Genomic DNA, 16,114 nt, shown 5'->3' on the forward strand with positions numbered 1-16,114 from the left:
CATGGTGTCCCGTCGACAATTTCTCAGCGGCTCGGGCGCCGCGCTGCTCGGTGCGGCGATGGTCAGCAAGGCTGGCGCCGCGTCGTTGCCCGACGCGCCTACGATGGCGAAAACCGGCACGCAGCCGCCGCTCGTGCCGCCCAACGGCCGCCCGTACACGCCCGTCGCGACGCTGAACGGCTGGTCGCTGCCGTGGCGGATGAAGAACGGCTGGAAGGAATTCCACCTGACGGCCGAGCCCGTCGTGCGCGAGATGGCGCCCGGCATGAATGCGAACCTGTGGGGCTACAACGGCCAGTCGCCGGGCCCGACGATCGAGGCCGTCGAAGGCGACAAGGTCCGCATCTTCGTGACGAACAGGCTGCCCGAGCATACGACGATCCATTGGCACGGTATGCGGCTGCCGAACGGGATGGACGGCGTCGGCGGCCTCACGCAGCCGCACATTCCGCCCGGCAAGACCTTCGTCTACGAGTTCCAGCTCGAAGCGCACGGCACGTTCATGTATCACCCGCACGCCGACGAGATGGTGCAGATGGCGATGGGGATGATGGGCATGTTCATCGTGCATCCAAAGGACCGCGGCACGATGGCGGTCGATCGCGATTTCGTGTTCCTGCTCGCCGCGTACGACATCGACCCGGGCAGCTACACGCCGCGCGTGAACGAGATGACCGACTTCAACATGTGGACCTTCAACTCGCGCGTGTTCCCGGGTATCGATCCATTGCCGGTGCGCGCCGGCGACCGCGTGCGGATTCGTTTCGGCAACCTGACGATGACGAACCACCCGATCCACCTGCACGGCTACAGCTTCGAGGTCGCGGGCACCGACGGCGGCTGGATTCCGCCGGCCGCCCGCTGGCCGGAAGTGACGGCCGATGTCGCGGTGGGCCAGATGCGCGCGATCGAGTTCACCGCCGATCGTCCGGGCGACTGGGCGTTCCATTGCCACAAGTCGCACCACACGATGAATGCGATGGGCCATCAGGTGCCGAACCTGATCGGCGTGCCGCAGAAGGATCTCGCGAAGCGCATCGGCAAGCTCGTGCCCGACTACATGGCGATGGGCAGCACGGGCGGCGCGATGGGCGGCATGGAGATGCCGCTGCCCGACAACACGCTGCCGATGATGACCGGCACGGGCCCGTTCGGGCCGCTGGAGATGGGCGGGATGTTCACCGTGCTCAAGGTGCGGCAAGGGCTGGGCCGCAATGACTATCGCGATCCGGGCTGGTTCCGGCATCCGAAGGGCACCGTCGCATACGAATACACCGGCGAATTGCCGGACGGCTGAAGCAGCATGCGGCGGCCGCGTCGATGCGGCCGCCGGTTTCCATTCACTCACACGGGAGTCGACACGATGAAGAAGGGACTGGTTTTGATGGCGACGGGGTGCGCGCTGGCGTTCTCCGCGGCGTCGTACGCGGCCGGCGACATGGCCGGCATGGACATGAGCGCGAATGCGAAGCTGGACGCCGCGGCGTCGCGCATGTCGCACGGCGAGATCCGCAAGGTCGACACGACGGCCGGCAAGCTGACGATCAAGCACGGCCCGCTGGAGAACCTCGGGATGGACGCGATGACGATGGTGTTCAAGGTGAAGGACCCGGCGATGCTGGCGCAGGTGAAGGTGGGCGATACGATCGATTTCGTCGCCGAGGACGTGGACGGTGCGTTGACCGTCGTCGAGCTGAAGAAGCCGTGAAGCGGAGCGCGTGAACATGACGATCTCGATGCTCAAGCGGCTGGCCGGCTTTGCCGCTGCTACCGCCATCTTCGCAGGCGCACCGGTCGCGGCGTCGGCGCACGGCAAGCTGGAGCGCGCCGTACCGGCGGCCGGCGGCACGGTCGATGCGGCGCCCGACACGGTACGGCTCACGTTCAACGAAGACCTCGAACCGGCGTTCAGCTCGGTGAAGGTGTCGGACGCGAGCGGCAACGCCGTCACGCAGGACAAGGCGAAGGTCGACGCGTCGAACCCGCGCGTGATGACCGTCGCGATACCGAAGCTTGCGGCAGGCGCGTACACCGTACAGTGGGCGGCGATGACGGCCGATGCGCATCGCACGAAGGGCGCCTATACGTTCCGGGTGAAGGAATGAACGACGGCATCGTCGGCCTGCTGCGGCTCGTGGCGGTGGCGATCCAGAACGCCGGGTTCGCGGTCGTCGTCGGCGCATTGCTCGGCCGGCACTGGCTCGCACGCGGCGTGTCCGCGTGGCAGCGCGACGTTGGCCGGCGGCTCGCCGCGACGCTGCGCATTGCGTCCGTCGTATCGCTGCTCGCGAGCGTCGCCGCATTCTGGGCGCACTGCGCATTGATGAGCGAGGTGTCGCTGCTCGACGCAGGGCCGGCGGTGTGTTCGATGCTCGCGCGCACCGGCTTCGGTCATGCGTGGCTGGCCGGAGCGGTGTTCATGCTCGTCGTCGTGCTGTTGTCGTTCGTCGGACGCGCGAACGACACGCGGTTTCCGCTCGCGATGGTGGCTGCCCTCGCTTGTGTCGCGCTGGCGCGCAGCAACGGCGGCCATCCGGTGGACGCCGGGCTGTTCAGCGTGCCGGTGTGGATCGACTGGCTGCATCTGCTGGCGATCAGCGCGTGGGTGGGGCTCGTGCTCGTGACGGCATTCGGCGTGATGTCGCGGCTCGCCCGCATGCCGGCGAGCGAACGCGCGACGGGCGCATCGTTCGTGCAGTCGCTGTCCGATGCATCCACTTACGCGCTGGTCGTGCTGTTCGCAACCGGCGCGTACAACGGCTGGCGCGGCGTCGATACGCCCGCCAACCTGTTCGCGTCGACGTACGGGCAAATCCTGCTGCTGAAGCTTGTGCTCGTGCTGATTGCCGCGATGCTCGGCGGACACAATCGCTTCTTCGGGATGCCGAAGCTGCTGGCCGCGTTGAAAGACCCGGCCGCCGCGATACCGGTACGCGCGTTGAAACGGTTCGGCACGGTGCTGCGAGCCGAGGCGGTCGTGCTCGGCGGCGTGCTGATGGCGGCGGCCGTGCTCGTGTCGAGCGCATTGCCGGGGACGGCCTAGCGGCGGGGCTTCGTCGTCGGAAGATCGGCTGCATTGTCGAGACTTGACCGGACGACGCATGGCGATCGCGGCGTGATGATGACAATTACATCGGCCTGTCTCCCGATTACCAAAAACTGTCACCGAGCGCCGCTAAGCTTTCGCCACCCTCACAACCGGGATTCCCGCCATGCGCTCGACAATCCGCCTGTTTGCCCCGCTATTGCTGCTCCCGACGCTCGCCGCGCCGGTATTCGCCGCCACTGCCGCGCCCGTCAGCGCGAATTGCGGCGGCAGCACGACGCCGATCGCCGATATCCAGGGGGCAGGCGCGCCGTCGCCGCTCGCCGGTCAGAACGCCTCGATCGAAGCGGTCGTCACCGCCGATTTCGGCGGCACCGACGGCTTCGGCGGCTTCTTCGTCCAGCAGGCGGACGCGCAGCGCCGCAACCAGCCGGGCGTGTCCGAAGGCCTGTTCGTCTATGCGCCGAAAGCGCGCGCGAAGGCCGGCGATCTCGTGCACGTGACGGGCAAGGTCGAGGAGAAATACGGGCAGACGCAGCTCACGCTGCAGGGCGCGATCGCGGTATGCGCGAACGGCCAGACGGTCACGCCCGCGACGCTCACGCTGCCGGTCGACAGCCGGAGCGCGTTCGCCGCATACGAAGGGATGCTCGTGCGCCTGCCGCAGACGCTGAGCGTCACCGACAACTACGAACTCGGCCGCTACGGCAGCGTGATGCTCAGCAACGGCCGCCTGCGTACGCCGACGAGCGTCGTGCCGCCCGCGCAGGCGCAGACGCAGATCGACGCGAACGCGCGCAACCGACTGATCCTCGACGACGGCTCGAACAAGCAGAACCCCGCGACCGTGCCGTATCCTGCGCCGGGGCTGTCGGCCGCGAACACGCTGCGCGCGGGCTACACCGTGCGCGACGTGGAAGGCGTGCTCGAAGTGCGTTACGGCGCATGGCGCGTGCAGCCGCTGCCCGGCGCGGCCGTGCCGGCGTTCGACGCGCGTTCGAACCCGCGCACCAATGCACCGGCGCGCGATCCGAAATCGAACCTGCGCGTCGCGTCGTTCAACGTACTGAACTACTTCAACGGCAACGGTCTCGGCGGCGGCTTCGACGATCCGAACAATCGCGGCGCGAAGACGTTCCAGGAGTTCCAGCGCCAGGAAGCGAAGATCGTCAGCGCGCTGAAGGCCATCGACGCCGACGTGATCGGCCTGATGGAAATCCAGAACAACGGTTATGGCGAACTGAGCGCGGTGCGCCAGCTCGCGGCGAAGCTCGGCAACCACTGGCGCGTGGTCGATCCGGGCACGTCGCGGCTCGGCGGCGATGCGATCGCGGTCGCGCTGATCTACGACAGCCGCAAGGTCGAACCGGTCGGCCGCGCGGCGACGCTCGCGATCGACGACAAGAATCGCCAGCCGCTCGCGCAGTCGTTCCGGCTGATCGGCGGCAACAAGCAGGCGCTGACGGTGGCCGTGAACCACCTGAAGTCGAAGAACTGCCCGGACGCCGCGAACGACGATCTCGACCAGGGCGATGGTCAAGGCTGCTGGAACCCGACGCGCACGCGCGCGGCGGCGAAGGTCGCCGACTGGCTGGCCGGCAACCCGACGGGGGTCAAGAGCCAGGGCGTGCTGCTGATCGGCGACTTCAACAGCTACACGTACGAAGACCCGATCCGCGCGCTGGAATCGCGCGGCTACCGCAACCTCGTCGCGCGCTGGATCGGCGCGAACGCGTACAGCTACGTGTACAACGGCGAAGCCGGCTATCTCGACCACGCACTGGCGACGCTGCCGCTCGCGTCGCACGTGAAGGCCGTGCACGAATGGCACATCAACGCGGACGAGCCGCTCGCGCTGCAGTACACGCTTGCGTACAAGTCGGCCGAGCAGCAGAAGACGTTCTACGCGGCCGATGCGTATCGTTCGTCGGATCACGATCCGGTGCTGATCGATATCGCGCTGCCGGGCGGCGGGAAGTAATCGCGGCTCGAGTCTTCAAGACGGGCGCGATGCGCGGCAATACCGGCATCGCGCCTGTCCACGAAAGCCGTTTGAATATCGGGTAAATAATGCCGCGAAGAATTAATCGAACCGGTATTTTATGGATGATGCGATGCACATCAATGCCGCGATTGAAGCCTGATTGAAGTGAATCGAATCATTCAATGCCGCGCGCATGCCGCGGCATTGCGTTAATCGATTGGCCATAATAAAAATGAAAGAATTGCCCTGCCGATCTGAAGGCTTTGAACGCACTGCGTCAATGCAGTAGCGGCTTCTACGTCGTGCGGAAAATTAAAACACTCGGCGGGGCATTGCCGGTAAAGCGCGCCTTCCACGCATAATCCCGCTTCCTTTCAAATGCCAGACACTGTCCGGCCTTCGCATCATTGCGGGATTTTTAATATCCGAATGATCTTTGACAACGCGGCGCAGCACCGCCTATTTTTGTCATGTCGTAAATTTCGGTAATACACAAAGTAGGCCAAACTGCAGGGGGCGCGTCCGGGCATCATTCTCGCCAGCAGTTTGCTGTGTCTGTATCAAGTTCAGTCTCTGAGAAGTCCCATTCCCAACCGCCGACTGCCGACCGTGCAACGCGAGTGGCGGGTCGGCCTGCGCGTGTCGCAGGCGTTGGCGGCCTTTGTGATGCGGTATCCGAAGCCAAAGGAAAGAGATGAAACCAGACAGGAGCAGTATCGGCAGCCGCCGTGTTCGTCGCGGCCGGCTGGCCGGGCTAGGCGTATTGTCCGCCATGACACTGGCGCTCGCGGCTTGCGGCGGCGACGATTCGTCGTCCGTCGGCGCGTCGAGCCTTGCGCAGGCCACCGCGAGCCAGCAGGCCAGCGCGCAGGCGGTCGGCACCCAGGCGCCTGCGGCCAACCAGCCGTACGTCGACCCGGTCGCGTACTCGATGAACGCGACCGACGGCCTCGCGCCGTCGCAGGTGTCCGAGAAAGCGGCCGTCATGCATTACCAGTGGAAAGGCGGCGGCAAGACGATCGACTACACGACCACCACCGGCCACCTGACCGCGCAGGACGCGAGCGGTAATCCGGAAGCGTCGATGTCGTATGTCGCGTACACCGCGCCCAGCACGAACGGCAAGCCGCGCCCGGTCACGTTCGTCTACAACGGCGGGCCCGGCTCGTCGTCGATCTGGCTGCGGCTCGGCTCGTTCGCGCCGACCCGCGTGGCCACGCCCGATCCGCTGTTCGGCAACAACTGGCCGAACTATCCGCTCGTCGACAACGCGGAGAGCCTCATCGACACCACCGACCTCGTGTTCATCGACCCGCCCGGCACCGGGCTGTCGGAAGCCGTGTTGCCGAACACCAACCAGAAGTACTGGGGTTCCGACGTGGACGTGAACATCATGCGCGACTTCATCCAGCGCTACCTGAACGTCAACAGCCGCGGCACGTCGCCGATCTACCTGTACGGCGAATCGTACGGCACGCCGCGTACCGACATGCTGGCGCTCGCGCTCGAATCGGCCGGCGTGCACCTGACCGGCATCGTGCTGCAGTCGGCGATCCTCAACTACTTCGCGGACGCGGTGGAAGCGGTGGCGATCACGCAGTCGACCGAAGGGCTGCTGCTCGACACCGATACGGTGGCCGGCTATCTGCCCGGCTACGCGGCGGTCGCCGCGTACTTCAACCAGGTGTCGCCGGCGCCGGTGAACCAGGGTCTGTACGCACTGCAGACGGAACTGTTCACGACGCTGATCTACAGCCAGTTGCAGAAGTACTCGCAGTCGTGGGTGTTGAGCCAGCTTGGCATTCCGGATGCGCTCGGCACGCCGGTGTTCCCGAGCGATGCGACGCTCAGGCTGTGGTCGATTCCGTCGAGCCTCACGCAGCAGGCGCTGCGCGGCTACTTCAACGCGAATCCGTTCGGCACGAGCCTGCTGCCCGGCACGACGATCGGCCGGTATGACGGGCGCGTGTCGTTGCCGAATTCGGACCCGCGGCTGCAGAACGACGGCGATCCGTCCGACATCCTGATCTCGCAGCCGTTCACGAACGCGCTCGCGACGCAGATGCCGGACTACCTCGGCTATACGGCCCCGAACGCGACGTACCTGCCGCTGAACGACAACATCATCGAGGTCTGGGACTTCTCGCACGACGGCCAGCCGATGCCGGACACGATCCCCGATCTGCTCGGCGCGCTGCAGCTCAACCCGAAGCTTCGCGTGCTCGCGGAGAACGGCTTCCACGATCTCGCGACGCCGTTCTTCAGCACCGAGAAGCAACTCGCGCGGCTGCAGACGGTGAAGGGCCTGAATCCGAAGCTGCAGGTGAACTTCTTCCAGGGCGGTCACATGATCTATCTGGACGACGTCGCCCGCCCGCAGATGAAGCGGGATTTGCAGACCTTCTACAAGGGCGCGCGGATTCCGACGGCGCTGACGCTGCACACGCTGCCGCCGCCGTGGCCGGATGAAAACCCGCCGAGCGTCCCGACCGGCAGCGTCCCGAGCGCGACGGCCGCGACGACGCTGGCGGCAGCCCCTTGAGCGACGGAGTCCTTATCAAAGGAACCCTCTCTTCATCCATTGAATGCGAGCGATCATGTCCCTAATCCAATTGATGCGGCGTATGTCTCCGTTGATCGTGCTCGGTGCCGTGATGAGCAGTGCCCATGCGTTGCCGCCGCAGGCGGTGGCGCCGGTGAAGCTGCCGCACGGCGGGCGCGGTGTCGACGGTCCGTTCTTTCCGGCCACGCGGGCGGCGCCGGTGTTGCCGTCGACCGGCGCGGCCTTGCAGCAGCAGGCGCAACAGCGCGTCGACGCGCGGCTCGGCGGCAAAACCGTGCTGAGCAACGGCGCGGCGGTGACGAAGGCGCAGGCGCAGAGCAGCGGGCTCGGCTTCGTGTCGAAGCACTTCGACGAGATCGATGCGAAGCACACCGGCCGCGTGACGCTGAGCGATGTCCGGCAGTTCATCCGGCAGCGGCAGGTGCAGGCGCAGCAGGAACAGCAGGACGAGTGATGTAGCCGGGCAGGGCGGCGGCCGGTGCGGCTTTCGGTCGCGCGGGCCGCCGAATGGTCGGCGGGCGCAGGCGCTGGATCGCCCGGCGTCCTATTCCCTCCGCCGCCTCTCGCGTCGCGGCCCGAAGCGCGCGCGATAGTCGCGCGGCGAGGTGCCGACGCGTTTCGCGAACGCACGCTGCAGCGCGTCCACGCTGCCGAATCCCGCGCGCTCCGCGATCCGTTCGAGTGGCCAGTCGGCCCGCTCCAGCAGCGCCTTCGCTCGCTCGACACGCGCGGCCAGCACGTACTGCGCGGGCGACACGCCGGTCTCCCTGAAGAAATTGCGCGCGAAGGTCCGTTCGCTCATGTGCATTCGCGCGGCCAGCGCGGCGACGCCGAGGTCGCCGGCCGGATCGTCGGCGATGTCGGCGAGCAGTGACCGCATGCGCGGCGTCGCACGAGCCTGGATGTCGAGCCCGACGCTGAACTGCGCCTGTCCGCCAGGACGATGCATGAACAGCACGAGTTCGCGCGCGACCGCGAGCGCGGTGGGCGCACCGCAGTCCGCCTCGACGAGTGCCAGACACAGATCGATGCCGGCCGTCACGCCGGCCGACGTATGGAACGGCGGATCGCTCACGTAGAGCGCGTCCGGTTCGATCCGCGCGTCGGGACAGAGCGCCTGTAGCGTCGCACACTGGTTCCAGTGCGTGGTCGCGCGCTTGCCGTCCAGCCATCCGCCGGCGGCGAGCACGAACGCACCCGTGCAGATGCTCGCGATGCGCCGCGTGTCCGCGATCCGCGTGCGGAGCCACGGCAGCACGCCGGCTTCCGACGCCGCGTGCCGCAGCGCCGCTTCAGCGCCGCCCGCGACGATGATCGTGTCGATTCGTGCGGGCAGTGCCGCCAGTGCGGCCGCGCCGGCGAGGCGCAGGCCCGCGTGCGTGACGATGTCGTCCCCATGTTGCGACGCGAGCGTGAGCCGGTATGGGGCGGCGTGCTCCGGAAGATGACGGTTCGCGACCGCGAACACTTCCATCGGCCCCGTGATGTCGAGCGACTGGACGCCTTCGAAGCCGACGACGACGACGTCGCGTGCCGAACAGTTTGACTGGGACATGGCGGAAAGTGCGGTGGAGTTGTCCTTGTGACCGCGAGCATGATCCTTGTAATTTCCCGGACATGCAATCGATCGATACGGGTGGGCGATGCGGGAACGGAAGACAGGCAGCGCGGTGTTGCTCATGTGCGGGCTGCTGGGTGCGTGGGCATTGGGGTGGCCGACGCGGGCGATGGCGGAAGATGCGCCGGCGGCGGCCCGGACGCTGACGATCGGCATGCCGAAGGCGGGCCGCACGCGGCCGCTCGTTGCGGTCGTCGCGGACAACGCCGGCACGGAGACGACCGATTTCATCGTTCCGTACGCGATTCTGAAGCGCTCCGGCGCCGTCGATGTCGTCGCCGTGTCGGCCGACGAAGGCGCGGTCGAACTGATGCCGGCTCTACGCGTGCTGGCCGATACCACGTTCGACCGGTTCGACGCGACGGTTCCGTCGGGGGCGGATGTCGTGATCGTTCCCGCGATGCACCGCGCCGACCGGCCGGCCGTGCTGGCCTGGCTACGCAAGCAGGCTGCTGCCGGCGCGACGATGGTGGCGATCTGCGATGGCGCCGAGGTGCTCGCGAACACCGGCCTGCTGCGGCAGCGCACCGCGACGTCGCACTGGTATTCGCGCGAGGGGCTGCGTCGCCGCTTTACCGATACGACCTGGGTGGACGATCGTCGCTACGTGATGGACGGCAACGTCATGACGACGACCGGCGTGTCCGCATCGATTCCCGCTTCGCTGGCGTTGCTGGGTGTGCTGGCCGGCCCGAGCGCGGCGCGCGAGACGGCGCGGGGCCTCGGCGTGCAGGTATGGAGCGATGACCACGACGGTGGCCGGTTCGGGTTGACCGCGCGCGCGGTGGCGATTGCATTGATGAACCGCGTCGCGTTCTGGCGGCACGAGACATTCGATCTTCCGGTCGAAAGCGGGTTCGACGAACTCACGGTTGCGTTGACCGCCGACGCATGGGGGCGGACCTGGCGCAGTGACGTCGTCGCGACGGCCGATGCGAGCGTGGTCGAGTCGAGGCACGGGCTGCGGTTGCTGGTGCAGCCGGCCGATGTCCGGCACGCGCGTGTGACGATACCCGCTGGCCGGCGGGGCGATTCGGTGCTGCCCGGCGTGCTCGCCGATATCACGGCGCGCTACGACGACGCGACGTCCAGCTGGGTCGCGCTGCAACTGGAGTATCCGAAGTAGCACCCGTCGCGCAGGCTAAGGCGCGATCACCGTCATCCTGAACGGGCCGCCATGTTCCGCCGCGTGCGCGACCGCTTCGTTCGCGTCGTCGAGCGCGAAGACCGTCACGTCGAAATGCCCGAGGTCGAGCAGCCCGCCGCGCACGAGCCCCGTCATCAGCGTCACGGCTTCCGTCGGGTACATCCATTTGCCGCGCAGCGTGATGTCGTTGCGCATGATCCACGGGTACGGCAGTTCGAGCCCTGCTCCGCCGAGCATGCCGACGCCGCCCATCAGCACCACGCGTCCATAAGGACGCACGGCCATCACGGCGGCACGCACCGTCGTCGCCGGCACCGACGGCGGCATCAGGTCGATCACGCAGTCGATCGGCCCGGGCGCCGCCTGCTGCATGCGGATGCGGTCCGCGGTTTCGTCGCCGGTCAGCGCGACCGTGCGCACGCGTTCGCCGAAGCGGCGTTCGAGATCCGCCAGCACGCGTGCATTGCGGCCGGGCGCGACCACGCATCGTGCGCCCATCGCCAGCGCGACGGCGATGCAAGCGCTGCCGAAATTGCCGGTCGCGCCGCTGACGAGCAGGATTTCACCGGCGCGCAGGTCGGACGCAAGCAGGCCGCCGTACGGCACGAGCAGCGTATTGAGCGCGCACCAGCGCGCGGCGTCGGCCGGCGTTATCGCGCCGATGCGCACCGCGTTCTCGGTCGGCACGCGCAGCCGCTCGGCGAACGGGCCGTCGTGAAAGTAGCGTTGCAACTGCTTGCCACCTTCGCCGCGTGCACTCCAGCCCTGCAGCACGATGTCGGGCATCCGTGCGTCGTCGCGCGAGCGTACGGTCGGGTCGCAGAATACCCAGTCGCCCGGCTGCAACCGCGTCGCGTCGGGGCCGGTTTGCCGGACCCGGCCGATCGCGCCGCAGCCCGGCACCATCGGCAGTTCGATCGGATAGCGGCGCTCGCCGCTGAACACTTCCCGCGCATAGGACAGGACCGGTGTCGCGACGACATCCACGATGACTTCGCCGGTGCCGAGCACGGGCTCCGGCATCGTTTCGATCGCGAGCGGCTGGCCGAGCGACTTCAGAATCGCAGCTTTCATGACGCTTCCTCGGGGTAGGGACGCGTCGATTCTGGCAGGCTTAGAATTCGCAACAAGGCCCGGCGCGAACCCAGGATCGGCCGGTACCACTCAGCACGGAGCGAACCCGATGACCGTCACCACGCGAACCCCGTTCGGCGATTTCCTGCGCTCGCGGCGCGAGAAGCTGCGCCCGGATGCCGTCGGCCTGCACGACGGCCCGCGCCGGCGCACGCCCGGCCTGCGGCGCGAGGAAGTCGCGGAACGGGCGGGCATCGGCGTCGACTGGTACGTGCGGCTCGAGCAGGGGCGCGACGTCAACCCGTCGGATGCGACGCTCGACGCGCTGGCGCGCGCGTTGCGGCTCGACAAGGCCGAAGCCGCGCATCTGCGCATGCTCGCGCGGCGCGATGCGTCACGTGCGTTCGTGCCGGAACGCGTGCCGCCGACCATCGCGCGGCTCGTCGCGCATCTTCAGCAGCCTGCCTACGTGACCGGCCGGCGCTGGGACATCCTCGCGTGGAATGCGGCCGCGGCCGATCTGCTCGGCTTCGACCGGCTGGCGCCAGCCGATCGCAACATCCTCGTCTACATGTTCATCGAGCCGCATGCGCGTGCGCTGTTCGCCGCGGGCTGGGCCGACGAGGCGCGCCGGATGATCGCGCTGTTTCGCACGAACCACGATCTCTACGCGAACGATCCGGCGTTCGTCGAACTGGTCGCGCGCTTGCGCACCGGCAGCGGTGAGTTTGCGCAATGGTGGGATGCGCACGACGTGCGCAGCGGCGTGTCGGGCGAGAAGGTGCTCGTGCATGCGCGACGCGGCACGCAGCGCTACGAGTACGCGACGTTTCAGGCGAACGATGATCCCGCGCTGAAGCTGGCGATCTATACGCCGGTGAGCGGCGATGAACAGACGTGACGCGGAAGTGACCGGCGCCACCTGGCGGCCACGCGGCGAAGCATCGGCTCCATGCGTGAGCGCAGGTGGTTGGGCGTAACGGCGGGGAGCGGCTTATGCCGTGCGTCGCGCGGACAGCCGATTCCACAGCATGCCGGAGCGGCTGCCGCTGCGGCAATACGCGAGCACCGGCTTCGGCAGCGTGTCGACCAGTGCGCCGAACGCATCGATTTCCGCATCGCCGATGCGATCGCGTTCGACCGGCAGGTAGCGCGCGTCCATGCCCAGTTCGCGCGCGGCGGCGGCGATCTCCTCGAACGCCGGCTGATCCGCGCCTTCGCCGTCCGGCCGATTGCAGATCACCGCACGGAAGCCGGCATTGCGGATCGCCTTCAGGTCGGCCGGCGTGATCTGCCGCGACGCGGTGAAGCCGGTCGCCGCGGCTGCCCGGCATTGCTCGATCGCCCGCGCGAAACAGGCGATCGCGTAGTCCACATCCTGCTCCGTCGTGAAACGCCCGAAACTGATGCGCACGGTGCGGCCGGCCGCTTCCGCATCGAGGCCGATCGCGGTCAGCACGTGGGACGGCGCGCCGCTGGTCGAATTGCATGCGGAGGTGGACGACACGGCGAGCGCATCGCCGAGCATGAACGGGAAGAAGCCCGGCGCGTGCACCGTCAGGCTCAGCGTGTGCGGGATGCGGCGGGCCGTGGCCGCGTTCTGCGTGACGTCGCCGAGCGTGGACAGCGCTTCGATGAGCCGCGCGCCGAGCGCCGCGATCCGTGCGGCTTCGCCGTCGAGTTTTTCAGCGGCGACTTCGCACGCGACGCCCATGCCGACGATCTGATGCGTGGCGAGCGTGCCCGAACGCAGCCCGCGCTCGTGGCCGCCGCCGTGGATCTGCGGCGCGATCCGGCTCGCGATCTCGCGGCGGACGAACAGCGCGCCGATGCCTTTCGGGCCGTACACCTTGTGGGCGGACATCGACATCAGGTCGATGCCGAGCGCGCGCACGTCGATCGGCGTCTTGCCGAGCGCCTGCGCGGCATCGACGTGGAGCAGTGCACCGGCGGCGTGCACGATGCGGGCGATCGCGCCGATGTCGGTCAGCGTGCCGATCTCGTTGTTCACGAGCATCAGCGACACGAGGCCCGTGTCCGGGCCGATCGCGGCCGCCACCGCGTCGGCGGTGATTTCGCCGTGGGCGTCGGGCGTCAGGAAGGTGACCTGCATGCCGTGCTTCGACAGGTTCGCCATCGTGTCGAGAATGGCCTTGTGCTCGAGGCGGCTCGTGATCAGGTGGCGCTTGCCGGTCGCGTTTTCCGCATAGCCCTTCAGCGCGAGGTTGTTCGATTCGGTGGCGCCCGAGGTCCAGACGATCTCGTCGGCGTCCGCGCCGATGAGGGCGGCCACTTGCGCGCGGGCGTGCTCGACCTTGTCTTTCGCGAGCCGGCCGGCGGCATGCGAGCTGGATGCTGGGTTGCCGAAGATGCCGTCGAAGCCGAGGCAGGCCGTCATCGCTTCGATCACGCGGGGATCGGCTGGGGTCGTGGCTGCGTAGTCAAGGTAGTGCAGCGGGGTGGTGTCGCTCATGTCCGTCTCTTGCTGATTGCGTAGTGACGGAAATGATACGGGGGACAGAAGGGAAAAAGGATCCAAAGTTGGCTGAAGATGCGGCTCGAAGTGGAATTATGTTTTCTCGGGGCGGGGAACGGGGGAATTGGTTTCTATGGGGCTTCGCCGGCCGGAATCGTCGCGATTACGTCGCCGCGTCGCCGCGGGATTGGGTCGATAGGCGGTGCGCATCCCGCACCCATGCCAGCAACGCCTGCTCGTACCTCGACGGAATCGTGACCGTGAGCGTCGTGAGGCGGGCGGCGTTGCACGGCAGTTCGAGATAGCGTCGCCAGGCTTTCCGCACGAGTTGCGACATCGCGGAGTGCGTCATGCCGAGTTCGGCAGCCAGCGCCCGTTGTGATCTGCCCTTCACGAAAATCTCATGCAAGGCCCACTGGTTCAGCGGCTTGATCCGCGTATCCTGCATCCGCAACGACCGGAACTGTTCGGCGGTCATGCGTCGGGTCGTCGGCATTCAGACTCGCCCCGAATGTTGAAGCGACGACATCAATTCCGCGCCGCATGAAGTCTTGTGGCCGTCGAACGCGGCGGGGCGGCCTTCGATGTCGAAGGCCGGGTCGCCTTCGGCAATCGTGCAGGCGCCATGAATCGGACACGAGCACGCGTCGCCGATACGAGCGACCGCGCGTCCCATCACCGTGCTTTTTCGGGCGCCGGATTCGACCCGGCCGCCGTGGGTGTGCGTATCTTCCACCCGGATAATTCCCCGCATGGGATTCCATCCTCCAAATGGTTTGAGGTCTGACGCGGCGATCACGTTCGGATGAAGCAATCTGCCGCACCGGTGTGCATCACCATGAATAGCCTTGCATGCCGTAATTTGTATCGTGTCGGCGGCCCCACCACGGCAGGTAGGCATTGTTGCCGCCGCGTGCGCGGAACCAGTCCTTGTCGGGATCGATCGGCGTGAGCTTCGACGGCGGCAGGACGACGACCGCGACCGGGTGCTCGGGGTCGGTCGTGCCGGCGACGAGTGCGTTGCCGCCGAAGTGATTGATCCGGCCGATGGCGAGCGCGACGTCGGTCAATGCGCTGCCTGTTCCCATGTCGCCGAGCAGGGCGGCCGTGTTGAATGTCTGCTTGCGGTGGTCGTATTCGGGGAGGGTTTCGGTCAAGGTCTGCGCGAGCACGGCAAGACGTGCCGACGATGCGTCGCTGCCTTTACCTGCGTCGTGGACGATGTAGTTGAGGTCAGGGACCGCGATGCCGACATTGCGTGCCGCTTGGTCGATGGTCGCCTTCCACGCCTGCACGGCGCGGGTCGTGCCGACCTTCTCCGGAAAATCGTGCGTGTTGCCGGTGGCGACCTTGCCGATCCAGGCGAGGGGCTCACGCTCGGTGTTGAAGGTTGGGCCAGCGAGGAACAGAACGACAAGATTCTCATTGATCTGTGCATCTGTGGGCGGGAAGTTGGGTGCGTCCCAGTTCATCACCCAGACGCTCTTGTCGGGGTTCGACTGCAAGTAGTCCAATGCGTTGTTCAATGAAGTGAACCCGGCGTTCGCGCCGCCTCGCGTGATTTGTACGTCGGGAAGCGCGCTGCGACTCCACATCGTCGGGAAATGTGGGTTGCCGATAAAGAAGGTTTTTCGGATCGGCTCTGCCAGGTATTCGCGCGCGATAGCCGGATCAAGGCGCTCAGAAACTGCACCCTCGATGCGAATCCCGGAAAGTTCGCGCCAATCCTTCTTGTCATCCGGTTTTACTGTGTAGAAATACTTGGCGTTCATCGCGTAACGACTACTCAATAGGCCGGGAAATTTTTCCATGTACTTGTGGTAGAAGCCCTTGAATGTCTCCGTGCCGCGATTCCCATAAGCGATTCCGGCTACCGATTGCAACGTAGTGAAAGACTTCGGATCTGTGCGCACCATGTCGTCATTCTTGTTCGGCGAGGCAAGCCCTTGCGTCCACAGCAGTTGCCATTCGGTCGGGTAGTCCATGCGTTGCAACGGATTCAGCCAGATCATGCCGACAACCTGTGCAACGAACGGTTTCACTGACTCTTCGACGGAGGGAGCTGCGTTCGCTATTGGTTCAGCGGCAGGTGCGGAATGCGCCGAGCGCATCATGACCGTCGGGAACAGAAGCGCCACGAGTGCCACCAAACTAGGTACAACTACAAATCGTTTCATCCCATCTCCTGCTGCTCGATGTAGCTACG

The 16,114-nt window shown here is 66.7% G+C and carries 15 protein-coding genes; 9 read left to right on the forward strand and 6 right to left on the reverse strand.

Annotated elements, in window-relative coordinates:
* Position 1 precedes the first annotated feature (1 nt).
* The 7 genes from HWX07_RS15315 (at position 2) to HWX07_RS15345 (ending at position 8,047) form a co-directional block, all read left to right on the forward strand.
* Positions 2-1,297 (forward strand): copper oxidase, encoded by a 1,296-nt coding sequence (locus HWX07_RS15315; protein ID WP_175876778.1) that lies wholly within the window; start codon positions 2-4, stop codon positions 1,295-1,297.
* A 66-nt stretch (positions 1,298-1,363) separates the two neighbouring features.
* Complete coding sequence (locus HWX07_RS15320) at positions 1,364-1,708, forward strand: copper-binding protein (protein ID WP_175876779.1); 345 nt, start codon at positions 1,364-1,366, stop codon at positions 1,706-1,708.
* A 16-nt stretch (positions 1,709-1,724) separates the two neighbouring features.
* Entirely contained in the window at positions 1,725-2,105 is a 381-nt protein-coding gene (copC, locus tag HWX07_RS15325; RefSeq protein WP_034175001.1) for a copper homeostasis periplasmic binding protein CopC, read from the forward strand.
* A complete protein-coding gene (locus tag HWX07_RS15330; RefSeq protein ID WP_175876780.1) occupies positions 2,102-3,043 on the forward strand; it encodes a CopD family protein in 942 nt (313 codons plus the stop codon). The genes copC and HWX07_RS15330 overlap by 4 nt, the downstream gene beginning before the upstream one ends.
* A gap of 169 nt (positions 3,044-3,212) precedes the next feature.
* The gene (locus HWX07_RS15335) at positions 3,213-5,027 is read left to right on the forward strand and encodes an ExeM/NucH family extracellular endonuclease (RefSeq protein WP_175876781.1); all 1,815 of its coding nucleotides are present in this window, start codon (positions 3,213-3,215) and stop codon (positions 5,025-5,027) included.
* A 697-nt stretch (positions 5,028-5,724) separates the two neighbouring features.
* On the forward strand, positions 5,725-7,572 hold the full coding sequence (locus tag HWX07_RS15340) for a peptidase S10 (RefSeq protein ID WP_175876782.1): 1,848 nt from the start codon (positions 5,725-5,727) through the stop codon (positions 7,570-7,572).
* An 82-nt stretch (positions 7,573-7,654) separates the two neighbouring features.
* A complete protein-coding gene (locus HWX07_RS15345) occupies positions 7,655-8,047 on the forward strand; it encodes a 2-oxoglutarate dehydrogenase (RefSeq protein WP_244129997.1) in 393 nt (130 codons plus the stop codon).
* Between the two features lie 90 nt (positions 8,048-8,137).
* Here HWX07_RS15345 and HWX07_RS15350 read toward each other — a convergent pair whose 3' ends face one another.
* Complete coding sequence (locus HWX07_RS15350) at positions 8,138-9,148, reverse strand: AraC family transcriptional regulator (RefSeq protein WP_175876784.1); 1,011 nt, start codon at positions 9,146-9,148, stop codon at positions 8,138-8,140.
* Between the two features lie 88 nt (positions 9,149-9,236).
* On the opposite strand from HWX07_RS15350, the gene HWX07_RS15355 reads away from it, so the two are divergent.
* Complete coding sequence (locus HWX07_RS15355) at positions 9,237-10,337, forward strand: DJ-1/PfpI family protein (protein WP_175876785.1); 1,101 nt, start codon at positions 9,237-9,239, stop codon at positions 10,335-10,337.
* Between the two features lie 15 nt (positions 10,338-10,352).
* Here the strand turns inward: HWX07_RS15355 and HWX07_RS15360 are convergent, their stop codons facing one another.
* Positions 10,353-11,432, reverse strand: coding sequence for a zinc-binding alcohol dehydrogenase family protein (locus tag HWX07_RS15360; RefSeq protein ID WP_175876786.1), 1,080 nt, complete (start codon positions 11,430-11,432; stop codon positions 10,353-10,355).
* Positions 11,433-11,541: 109 nt separating this feature from the next.
* Between HWX07_RS15360 and HWX07_RS15365 the strand changes: the two genes are divergently transcribed.
* The gene (locus HWX07_RS15365) at positions 11,542-12,333 is read left to right on the forward strand and encodes a helix-turn-helix transcriptional regulator (RefSeq protein ID WP_175876787.1); all 792 of its coding nucleotides are present in this window, start codon (positions 11,542-11,544) and stop codon (positions 12,331-12,333) included.
* A 93-nt stretch (positions 12,334-12,426) separates the two neighbouring features.
* On the opposite strand, the gene HWX07_RS15370 is transcribed toward HWX07_RS15365, so the two are convergent.
* From HWX07_RS15370 to HWX07_RS15385, 4 genes are all read right to left on the reverse strand, one after another.
* The gene (locus HWX07_RS15370) at positions 12,427-13,905 is read right to left on the reverse strand and encodes an aminotransferase class V-fold PLP-dependent enzyme (RefSeq protein ID WP_175876788.1); all 1,479 of its coding nucleotides are present in this window, start codon (positions 13,903-13,905) and stop codon (positions 12,427-12,429) included.
* A gap of 166 nt (positions 13,906-14,071) precedes the next feature.
* On the reverse strand, positions 14,072-14,386 hold the full coding sequence (locus HWX07_RS15375) for a TrfB-related DNA-binding protein (RefSeq protein WP_226211638.1): 315 nt from the start codon (positions 14,384-14,386) through the stop codon (positions 14,072-14,074).
* Between the two features lie 18 nt (positions 14,387-14,404).
* A complete protein-coding gene (locus HWX07_RS15380; RefSeq protein WP_175877110.1) occupies positions 14,405-14,662 on the reverse strand; it encodes a PAAR domain-containing protein in 258 nt (85 codons plus the stop codon).
* A 79-nt stretch (positions 14,663-14,741) separates the two neighbouring features.
* Positions 14,742-16,085 (reverse strand): virulence factor, encoded by a 1,344-nt coding sequence (locus tag HWX07_RS15385; protein ID WP_175876790.1) that lies wholly within the window; start codon positions 16,083-16,085, stop codon positions 14,742-14,744.
* Positions 16,086-16,114: the final 29 nt, after the last annotated feature.

Origin of the sequence: Burkholderia sp. BCC0097 (assembly GCF_902832985.1) — a bacterium.
GTDB classification, from domain to species: domain Bacteria; phylum Pseudomonadota; class Gammaproteobacteria; order Burkholderiales; family Burkholderiaceae; genus Burkholderia; species Burkholderia orbicola.